This window comes from Mesorhizobium sp. M7A.F.Ca.CA.004.12.1.1, from assembly GCF_003997835.1.
Taxonomy (GTDB): Bacteria; Pseudomonadota; Alphaproteobacteria; order Rhizobiales; family Rhizobiaceae; genus Mesorhizobium.
Genome location: NZ_RZRK01000206.1, coordinates 1 through 8,652, shown reverse-complemented (window position 1 = coordinate 8,652; position 8,652 = coordinate 1). Strand labels below are relative to the sequence as shown.

Here is an 8,652-nt window from a genome sequence, read left to right as displayed (position 1 = left end):
ACATAGGAGGTGGGATTGCCGCGGCCGGACTTCGCCGTCACCTTCATGTCGGTGCCGGTCTTCATGGCGGCGATCAGCACCGGCTCCTCGGCGGCATTCTCGACCCAGGCCGATTTTCCGCGGGTGAACATCGAAAACGTCTTCTTGTCGATGGTCACGGTGGCCTTGGAGCCGTCCTGGAAGTTGTAGCCGGCAATGAATTGCGGCTCGTAGGACACTTGCTGGCCGGGCCGCTGGCTGACGAAGAAGAACATGTCGCCATGATCGAGCGTAGGCGGCTGCTTGTCGGTCGGCACGGTCAGGACATAGCAGACCTTGCCGCCCGATGCCTGGTAACTGTAGGTGCCCCAGGCATTGTGCTGGCCGATCTTGGTCGCCGACTGCGCCAGCGCCGGCGCTGCCACGGCCACCAGGACCAGGCTCGAAACTAGTGCAATTAATCCGCGCATCGCTTTTCCCGTATTCCAAATGGTGCGGAGGCAGGCCGGCTTGGCGTCCTGCCCGTCGCTTCATTTTGATTTAATCTGGGTTACCAAACGGTGAATTTCCGAAGAGAAAAGGACCCTCACCCCGAGGAAACCGCCGCCATTGCCGCGCCGCCGCCTTGCGAGCGGCTGGCGCGACATCCCTTTGGCGACTTGGAGGCCACGAAAGCGGCAAGAGTTTGACTTTTTACGCTGCCGCAGAAAGCCGGCTTCAACGGCGTTCCGTGCGTGAGTTCAGCCCTTGTCGGCCATGGCGTCCCTGGCGGCTTGCCGGTGCGCAGTGGTGATGTGGGCGCTGACGGCGGTGATCGCGGCGGTGAGCACGGCGATGTCGTCGGTGAAGCCAAGCCCGAAGACGAAGTCGGGGATGACATCCACCGGCAGCACGAAATAACCGAGCGCCGCGAGCAGAATGCCTTTGGCGCGCAGCGGGGTGTTCTTGTCCATGGCGCAGTAGTAGGCGGCCACGACCTCTTCCATGTAGGGGATCTGCAGCGCGGCCTTCTTGGCTGTGCGCCAGAATTTCTCGCGCACTTCGCTCTCGTTTGCCAGCTTGCCGCCAAAGCCGAAGAAATCAAAACCGGATTGTTGCGCCATCAGTGTCTCCTTGCGAGCGCCCATGCGCATCCGGCGCATGCCCGCGGGGGAAAATGTGGTGAAACCCGACCCCCGCTACAAGATGCTGGTGCCGATTTGGGCCTGCCGAGGCGATACCAGGCCTCAGGCGCCGGCAAAGCGGTTCATTTTCTTGGCCAGATCGATATCGAGCGTGGTGACGCCGCCGGCGTCGTGAGTGTTCAGCGTCACATCGACGGTCTTGTAGACATTCGACCAGTCGGGATGATGGTCCATCGTCTCGGCGGCAAGCGCGACGCGGGTCATGAAGGCGAAAGCCTCGGAGAAATTCGCGAAGGTGAATGTGCGCTTGATGGAAGCGCCGTCTTCCGCCAGCGCCCAGCCGTCAAGACCGGTCAATGCGGCTTCAGCGGCTTGCCTGCCCAGTTTCTCTCTCGCCATGTCCATATCCTGTGCTATTCGAAAACGACCCTTACCATAGCGACGGATCGATGAGCGCGAAGCCCATAAACTCCATTCTCTTCGTCTGCCTCGGCAATATCTGCCGGTCGCCGTTGGCGGAAGGTGTCTTCCGCGCGGTTTGGGCCGAGCGCGGGTCGGCCCGGGATATCCTGCTCGATTCAGCGGGAACCAGTGACTGGGAGGCCGGCTCTGCCCCCGATCGACGCGCGATCGCGATCGCGGTGCGGCACGGCGTCGACATTTCCGGGCAAAGGGCGCGCAAGGTCACGCCGCAGGACCTCCACCGTTTCGACCTGATCCTCGGCATGGACCGGTCGAATGTCGCCGACCTGAAGGCGCTGGCGCCGGCGGCCGTGCAGGACCGCATCCATCTGTTCCTGGAGTTCGCGCAGGGAAAGGCACGCGACGTGCCGGATCCTTATCATGACGAGGCAGAAGCCTTCGCTTCCGCCTATCGCATGATCCGCGAGGCGTCGGAGGCGCTGGCGACAAGGCTGGACGCGCGGGCGTCCGTGCCTGACAGCGGCCAGGCTTCCTCGACGATGTAGGGTCCACCGCCGACCGAATCGCGCGACGACATCAGCACGAAACGGCCGACGCGGAACGGCAGCGTCGAGAAATTGCCGCGCGCCGACAGATATTGGGCGACGTCCAGCGGGGTCGAATTGCGTAAGCGTGCCAGCGTGACATGCGGCATGAACTTGCGGGGATCGGCCGGGATGCCGAGCCGCTGGCAGATGCGGTCGATCTCGCCCTGAAGGGCGGCCAGACCGGGCGAGGCGGAAGCGCCTGCCCACACCGCATGTGGCTTCTTCTGGCCGAAAGCGCCGACGCCGGACAGCGCCAGCGAGAAGGAAGGGCGGTGGACGCGGTCGAGCGCGTTGGCGATCTCGTCGGCGACATGGCCGGGAACATCGCCGATGAAGCGCAGCGTCAGATGGTAGTTTTCGACATCGATCCAGCGGGCTCCCGGCAAGCCGCCCCGCAGCAGGGACAGCGAAAGGGCAGCGTCACGCGGAATTTCGAGGGCGGTGAAAAGACGCGGCATGAAGAGCCTCCCTTCCTCGAATCGAACTGTCATCCCCAGCGAATCATCGATAGTCAAACGGAGCAAGAGGTTTGTTGGCCACAGTCCCTGTTAAAAGCCCCCTGCTCGGAAACAGTTCCAATCCGCTAGGAATCGCCCGGCACTGCAGCGATCACCTTCTCGACCGTCGGCAGGATGCGTTCGACTATCTGGTCGACGCCTTCAACGCTCGGATGCAGGCCGTCCTCGAGTTGCATGCCGGGCTGGCCGGCGACGCCGTCGAGAAAGAACGGGTAGAGTACGACGTCGTATTTCTTCGCCAGGTCCGGAAAAATGGCGTCGAACGCATTCTGGTAGTCGGGGCCAAGATTGGGTGCGGCACGCATGCCGGCCAGAAGCACGGCAATCTTGCGCTGCTTCAGCTTGCTCAGCATCTCGTCGAGGTTCTTCCTGGTGATGTCGGGCGAAACGCCGCGCAGCATGTCGTTGGCGCCGAGTTCGAGGATGACCAGTTGCGTGCCGTCGGGCACCGACCAGTCGAGCCGCGCCAGGCCACCGCTCGTCGTGTCGCCGGAAACGCCGGCATTGGCGACGCTCACATCATGGCCTTTGGCGCGAAGGGCAGCCTGCAGCCTGTCGGTAAAGCCCTGGTCAGGCCCAAGGCCATAGCCCGCCGTCAGGCTGTCGCCGAAGCCGACGATTTTGAACGGCTCGGCACGCGCTGACGGCATGGCGCCGCAAATGGCGAGGAAAACCATGAGGCCTGCGGCAATACTGCGTTTGAAAGACATGCGGCAGGCCCCATATGAGCTAGGAATTCTTCAGTCGACGGCTTCCGGCAAGCAGAGCCTTCCCAGATTATAGGACGATTTCATTTTGACAGAAGCCGTCATCGCGCTGAAAGATGTATCCCTGACCCTTGGCGAGGGCGCTTCATCGGTCCATGTGCTGAAGGGTGTCAGCCTTGATGTGGCGACCCGGGAGGCGACCGGCATCGTCGGGCCTTCGGGCTCCGGCAAGTCGACATTGCTGATGGTCCTGGCAGGCCTGGAAAGGGTCGATTCGGGTACGGTCCGAATCGCTGGTGAGTTGCTCAACGGCAAAAGCGAGGACCAGATTGCTTCGTTTCGAGGCCGAAACATTGGCATCGTGTTCCAGTCCTTCCATCTCATTCCCAACATGACGGCGCTCGAAAATGTCGCGGTGCCGCTGGAGCTGGCCGGCCATGCCGATCCGTTTTCGGTGGCGGCGCGCGAGCTGGAGGCGGTTGGCCTCAGCGACCGCGTCACCCACTATCCCGGCGAATTGTCGGGCGGCGAGCAGCAGCGCGTGGCGATCGCCCGCGCATTGGCGCCGTCGCCGCGCATCCTGATCGCCGACGAGCCGACCGGCAATCTCGACCAGGCGACCGGGCGGCAGGTCGCCGACCTCCTGTTTGCCAAGGCGGCCGAGCGCGGCATGACGCTGGTGCTGGTGACCCATGATCCGGCGCTCGCGGCACGCTGTTCGCGCCAGGTATCGATGCGCTCGGGCCGGATCGAGGCGCCGGCGCCTGTCAAGGTGACGGCCTGATGCCGCTGTCCCGGACGTTGAGGCTCGCGGTCCGCTTCTCGTTGCGCGAGATGCGCGGCGGCCTGTCCGGCTTCCTGATCTTTCTCGCCTGCATCGCGCTCGGCGTCGCGGCCATCGGCGGCGTCAACTCGGTGGCGCGTTCGATCACCGCCGGTGTCGCAAATCAGGGCCAGACGCTGCTGGGCGGCGACCTTCGCTTCGAGATCAATCAGCGTGACGCCAGCCAGGCGGAGCGCAGCTTCCTTGACGGGCTCGGCACAGTTTCCCGGACCGCCAGCATGCGTTCGATGGCGCGTCTGGCCGACGGATCCGACCAGGCGCTGGTCGAGGCCAAGGCGGTCGACCATGCCTATCCTCTCTATGGCACGCTGGAGACCGAGCCGGCACTGTCGAAACAGGAACTGTTCGGCGAAGAGTTCGGCGTCTTCGGTGCGGCGGCACCCGACCTTCTGTTCGAGCGGCTGCACGTCAAGATCGGCGACCGGCTGAAGCTTGGTACCGCCACTTTCGAACTGCGCGCCAGGCTGGTCGCCGAACCGGACGCCGTGTCCGACGGTTTCGGCTTCGCGCCAAGGCTGATGATCTCGACGGACGGGCTGGCGGCCACTGGACTGATCCAGCCGGGCAGCCTGGTCGAGAATGCCTACAAGATCCGCCTACCGGCAGACGCCGACGAGGCGCGACTGAAGGGCGTCCAGGACCAGGCGGCCACGGATTTCCCCGAAGCAGGCTGGTCGATCCGCACACGCAGCAACGCGGCGCCCGCGCTGTCGTCGAACATTGAACGTTTCTCTCAGTTCCTGACCCTGGTCGGGCTGACGGCGCTGGTGGTCGGCGGTGTGGGCGTCGCCAATGCGGTGCGCGCCTATCTCGACGGCAAGCGCGGCGTGATCGCCACCTTCAAGAGCCTGGGCGCTTCGGGCGGCTTCGTCTTTGCCGTCTATCTGGTGCAGATCCTGATCATTGCCGCATTGGGTATCGTGCTGGGCCTTGTGCTCGGCGCGCTGATGCCGTTCGCAGCGAGTGCGGCCTTGCAATCCGTCATTCCGGTGCCGGCCGCAGGCGGCTTCTATCCCGGCGCGCTCGGCATGGCGGCGCTGTTCGGCCTGCTGGTGACGTTGGCTTTCGCGTTGCTGCCGCTCGGCCGCGCCCGCGATGTGCCGGCAACCGCGCTGTTTCGCGAGATGGGGCTGGAAGGCCGCGGCTTGCCGCGCCCCGCCTATGTCGCGGCGGCCATAGGCATCGCGCTGTTGCTGGCGGCGCTGGCCATTCTGTTTTCCGGCGACCAGCGCATCGCCTCGATCTTTGTCGGCGCTACCGTCTTCGCCTTCCTGGTGCTGCGCGTGGTCTGCGCACTGGTGCAATGGGCGGCCAGGAAGAGCCCGCGCGTGCGCTTCGTGGCGCTCAGGCTCGCTATCGGCAACATCCATCGGCCAGGCGCGCTGACGCCATCGGTGGCGCTGTCCTTGGGGCTCGGCCTGACGCCGCTGGTGACGCTGGCGCTGATCGACGGCAACTTCAGGCGGCAGATCTCCGGCAGCCTGCCGGAACGGGCGCCGAACTTCTTCTTCGTCGACATCCAGAGCGCCGATGTCGCGTCGTTCTCGGCGCTGATCGGCAAGGAGGCGCCGCAGGGTGTGCTGGCCAAGGTGCCGATGCTGCGCGGCCGGGTGATGGCGCTGAACGGTATCGATGTCGACAAGGTGAAGGTGCCGGCGGAAGGCGCCTGGGTGCTGAGGGGCGACCGCGGCCTGACCTATGACACCCGGCAGCCGGAGAACGCGACGTTGACCGAGGGCAGTTGGTGGCCCGAAAATTACAGCGGCGAGCCGCTGGTTTCGTTTTCGGCGCAGGAAGGCAAGGAGATCGGGCTGAAGCTCGGCGATACCATCACCGTCAACGTGCTGGGACGCAATGTCACCGCCAGGATCGCCAATTTCCGCCAGGTCGAGTGGGAGACGATGGGCATCAATTTCGTCATGGTGTTCTCGCCCAACACATTCGCGGGCGCCCCGCATGGCTGGATGGCGACGCTGACCGAAAAGAGTACCTCGACGGCCGACGACGCCCGCATCCTCAACGCCGTCACCCGCGCCTTCCCGGCGGTGACGACGGTGCGGGTCAAGGACGCGCTCGATGTCGTCAACCGGCTGGTCGGACAGCTCGGCTCGGCGATCCGAGCCGCGGCCGGCGTGGCGCTGATCGCTTCGGTGCTGGTGCTGGCCGGCGCGCTCGCCGCCGGCAACCGGGCGCGCATCCATGATGCGGTGGTGCTGAAGACGCTGGGGGCGACACGCACGACGCTGATATCGGCCTTCTCGCTCGAATACATGCTGATCGGACTGGCCACCGCCATCTTCGCGCTGGCGGCGGGCAGTGCGGCGGCCTGGTTCGTCGTCGCGCGCATCATGACATTGCCGTCGCATTTCATGCCCGAGGTGGCAGTGGCGACCATTCTGTTTTCGCTGGTGATCACGGTCGGCATTGGTCTTGCCGGCACCTGGCGGGTGCTCGGCCACAAGGCAGCACCGGTGCTGCGCAATTTGTGACGACAGGCCCGGAAATGGGCATCCTGGATTAAATCTTGGTAAGAAAGCCCTCCGAAAAGCCGAAGAATCGGCACTTCGCCCTGTCACGAACCGTTACATCCGGTTACGGACTTGTTCTTGACGCGAATAACCATCATATTTCGCCACAGGCATGCTGGAGCCCTGCCAGCGGCGCCTGGGTCCGGAAGGACCTGACACCCGACGGGGCAGAAGCAATAGAGGACTACAATGGCTGATCCCATTCGCAACTACCAGACGCGCGCCGTGCCCGGCGTCAGCGTCGGTGCCGACATCGATCAGGGCCTGCGCGCCTATATGATCAGGGTCTACAATCTGATGGGGCTTGGCCTCCTCATCACTGGTCTTGCCGCGATCGGCACGATCATGCTGGCCACCACCACCGATCCGGCTTCGGCTGTCGCGACGCTGCCAAGCGGCGAGATGCTGACCTCCTTCGGCTACGCGATCTTCGGCTCGCCGCTGCGCTGGGTGGTGATGCTGGCGCCGCTGGCTGCCGTGCTGTTCCTGTCGTTCCGCGTTCAGTCGATGAGCGTTTCGGCGGCGCAGACGACGTTCTGGGTCTATGCCGGTCTCGTCGGCCTGTCGCTGTCTTCGATCTTCCTGGTCTACACCACGGCCAGCATCTCACAGACCTTCTTCGCCACGGCCGCCGCCTTCGGTGCGCTGTCGCTGTTCGGCTACACCACCAAGCGCGACCTGACGGCGATGGGCTCGTTCCTGATCATGGGCGTGTTCGGCATCATCATCGCGTCGGTGATCAATATCTTCCTGCAGTCGTCGGCGCTGTCCTTTGCCGTGTCGGCGATCGGCGTGCTGGTCTTCGCGGGCCTGACCGCCTATGACACGCAGAAGATCAAGGAGATGTATTTCGAGGGCGACACTTCCGACGTCGCCGGCCGCAAGGCGATCATGGGCGCTCTGACGCTCTATCTCGACTTCATCAACCTGTTCATGTTCCTGCTGCAGTTCATGGGCGACCGCCGCTAAAGCGGCATTGGACCATCAACTTCCGGAAGGGCGGCCCAACGGCCGCCCTTTTCTTTTGTCTTGGCCTTTGCTGTTATTGCGAGCAGAGAAACGGCATGCATAAACAATGAGCAATATTGCGATCCGGCCTGCCACGGTGGCCGACCTCGACAGCGTCACGGACATCTATGCCGATGCGGTGACCCAAGGCACGGCGAGCTATGAGCTGGAGCCGCCGAGCCGTGCGGAGATGGGTGTTCGATTCGACAGCCTGACGGCCGGCGGCTTTCCTTACCTGGTGGCGGAGAAGGACGGGACCGTTCTCGGCTACGCCTATGCCGGCGCCTTCCGGCCACGCCCGGCCTATCGCTTCATCGTCGAGGATTCGGTCTATGTCGCGCCCGAGGCCAAGGGCCAGGGCGTCGGGCTCAAGCTGATGCAAAGCCTGATCGAGGCAGTGACGACGGCGGGCTTTCGCCAGATCATCGCGGTGATCGGCGATGGCCGTCCCGACAGCGCCTCGGTGCGGTTGCACGAAAAGCTCGGCTTTCGCCATTCGGGACGCCTTGAAGGTTCCGGCTACAAGCATGGGCGCTGGCTGGACACGGTGTTCATGCAGCTGTCGCTGAATGGCGGTGCGACGCTGCCGCCCGATCCCGAATCGCTGCCGGAGCGGAAGTTTCGCCTTAGGGGGAACTGAAGAATTGAAGAATTGAAGAATTGAAGAAGATAGCGTCAGGCGCCGAGTGCCTTTTCATCAATTAATCAATTCTCCAGCTCTTCAATTCCCCTGCTCTAATTCCCCAGCTCAGGCTTCGACCAGCTTCAGCTTGCTGTCGAACACACCAAGCACGCGGCCAAGTTCCTGACCACGCTTCAAGATGCGGCCGCCGGCGGCGATGACGGCAAAAGCGCCCTGCTTGCGGGCCAGTTTCGGATCCTTGACGATCTGGAACAGCGGCACTTCGCTGGTGCGGCGGAATACGGAAAACCC

General features: G+C 63.9%; 11 protein-coding genes. 5 read left to right on the top strand and 6 right to left on the bottom strand.

Features of this window, described 5'->3' with window-relative positions; translation table 11 throughout:
- From EN984_RS13310 to EN984_RS13300, 3 genes are all read right to left on the bottom strand, one after another.
- On the bottom strand, positions 1 to 449 hold a 449-nt coding region (locus EN984_RS13310), incomplete at its 3' end, for an invasion associated locus B family protein (RefSeq protein WP_127383779.1).
- Positions 450 to 719: 270 nt separating this feature from the next.
- Entirely contained in the window at positions 720 to 1,082 is a 363-nt protein-coding gene (locus EN984_RS13305; RefSeq protein ID WP_127268362.1) for a YkvA family protein, read from the bottom strand.
- Between the two features lie 123 nt (positions 1,083 to 1,205).
- Positions 1,206 to 1,502 (bottom strand): 4a-hydroxytetrahydrobiopterin dehydratase, encoded by a 297-nt coding sequence (locus EN984_RS13300; protein ID WP_127268361.1) that lies wholly within the window; start codon positions 1,500 to 1,502, stop codon positions 1,206 to 1,208.
- A 50-nt stretch (positions 1,503 to 1,552) separates the two neighbouring features.
- Here EN984_RS13300 and EN984_RS13295 point away from each other — a divergent pair, with 50 nt between their 5' ends.
- Positions 1,553 to 2,071, top strand: a complete 519-nt coding sequence (locus tag EN984_RS13295; RefSeq protein ID WP_127268360.1) for a low molecular weight protein-tyrosine-phosphatase — start codon at positions 1,553 to 1,555, stop codon at positions 2,069 to 2,071.
- Here EN984_RS13295 and thpR read toward each other — a convergent pair.
- Both thpR and EN984_RS13285 read right to left on the bottom strand, forming a co-directional pair.
- Positions 1,975 to 2,571, bottom strand: coding sequence for an RNA 2',3'-cyclic phosphodiesterase (thpR, locus tag EN984_RS13290; protein WP_127268359.1), 597 nt, complete (start codon positions 2,569 to 2,571; stop codon positions 1,975 to 1,977). The two genes, EN984_RS13295 and thpR, sit on opposite strands and share 97 nt — an antisense overlap.
- Positions 2,572 to 2,696: 125 nt before the next feature.
- Positions 2,697 to 3,341, bottom strand: a complete 645-nt coding sequence (locus EN984_RS13285; protein ID WP_127268358.1) for an arylesterase — start codon at positions 3,339 to 3,341, stop codon at positions 2,697 to 2,699.
- A gap of 85 nt (positions 3,342 to 3,426) precedes the next feature.
- Between EN984_RS13285 and EN984_RS13280 the strand changes: the two genes are divergently transcribed.
- From EN984_RS13280 to EN984_RS13265, 4 genes are all read left to right on the top strand, one after another.
- Entirely contained in the window at positions 3,427 to 4,122 is a 696-nt protein-coding gene (locus tag EN984_RS13280; RefSeq protein WP_127268357.1) for an ABC transporter ATP-binding protein, read from the top strand.
- Entirely contained in the window at positions 4,122 to 6,671 is a 2,550-nt protein-coding gene (locus EN984_RS13275; protein WP_127383778.1) for an ABC transporter permease, read from the top strand. Before EN984_RS13280 ends, EN984_RS13275 begins: the two co-directional genes overlap by 1 nt.
- A gap of 228 nt (positions 6,672 to 6,899) precedes the next feature.
- On the top strand, positions 6,900 to 7,679 hold the full coding sequence (locus EN984_RS13270) for a Bax inhibitor-1/YccA family protein (RefSeq protein ID WP_127271172.1): 780 nt from the start codon (positions 6,900 to 6,902) through the stop codon (positions 7,677 to 7,679).
- Positions 7,680 to 7,785: 106 nt separating this feature from the next.
- Positions 7,786 to 8,358: a GNAT family N-acetyltransferase gene (locus EN984_RS13265; RefSeq protein WP_127269005.1), complete on the top strand. Its 573-nt coding sequence runs from the start codon at positions 7,786 to 7,788 to the stop codon at positions 8,356 to 8,358.
- A gap of 108 nt (positions 8,359 to 8,466) precedes the next feature.
- Here the strand turns inward: EN984_RS13265 and EN984_RS13260 are convergent.
- On the bottom strand, positions 8,467 to 8,652 hold a 186-nt coding region (locus EN984_RS13260; protein WP_127383777.1), incomplete at its 5' end, for a DUF2794 domain-containing protein.

Bases quoted from the DNA above. Each gene is read 5' to 3' on its own strand.
- EN984_RS13305 (WP_127268362.1), bottom strand. From the start codon at position 1,082: ATGGCGCAACAATCCGGTTTTGATTTCTTCGGCTTTGGCGGCAAGCTG.
- EN984_RS13265 (WP_127269005.1), top strand. From the start codon at position 7,786: ATGAGCAATATTGCGATCCGGCCTGCCACGGTGGCCGACCTCGACAGC.
- thpR (WP_127268359.1), bottom strand. From the start codon at position 2,571: ATGCCGCGTCTTTTCACCGCCCTCGAAATTCCGCGTGACGCTGCCCTT.
- EN984_RS13285 (WP_127268358.1), bottom strand. From the start codon at position 3,341: ATGTCTTTCAAACGCAGTATTGCCGCAGGCCTCATGGTTTTCCTCGCC.
- EN984_RS13300 (WP_127268361.1), bottom strand. From the start codon at position 1,502: ATGGCGAGAGAGAAACTGGGCAGGCAAGCCGCTGAAGCCGCATTGACC.
- EN984_RS13275 (WP_127383778.1), top strand. From the start codon at position 4,122: ATGCCGCTGTCCCGGACGTTGAGGCTCGCGGTCCGCTTCTCGTTGCGC.
- EN984_RS13295 (WP_127268360.1), top strand. From the start codon at position 1,553: ATGAGCGCGAAGCCCATAAACTCCATTCTCTTCGTCTGCCTCGGCAAT.
- EN984_RS13270 (WP_127271172.1), top strand. From the start codon at position 6,900: ATGGCTGATCCCATTCGCAACTACCAGACGCGCGCCGTGCCCGGCGTC.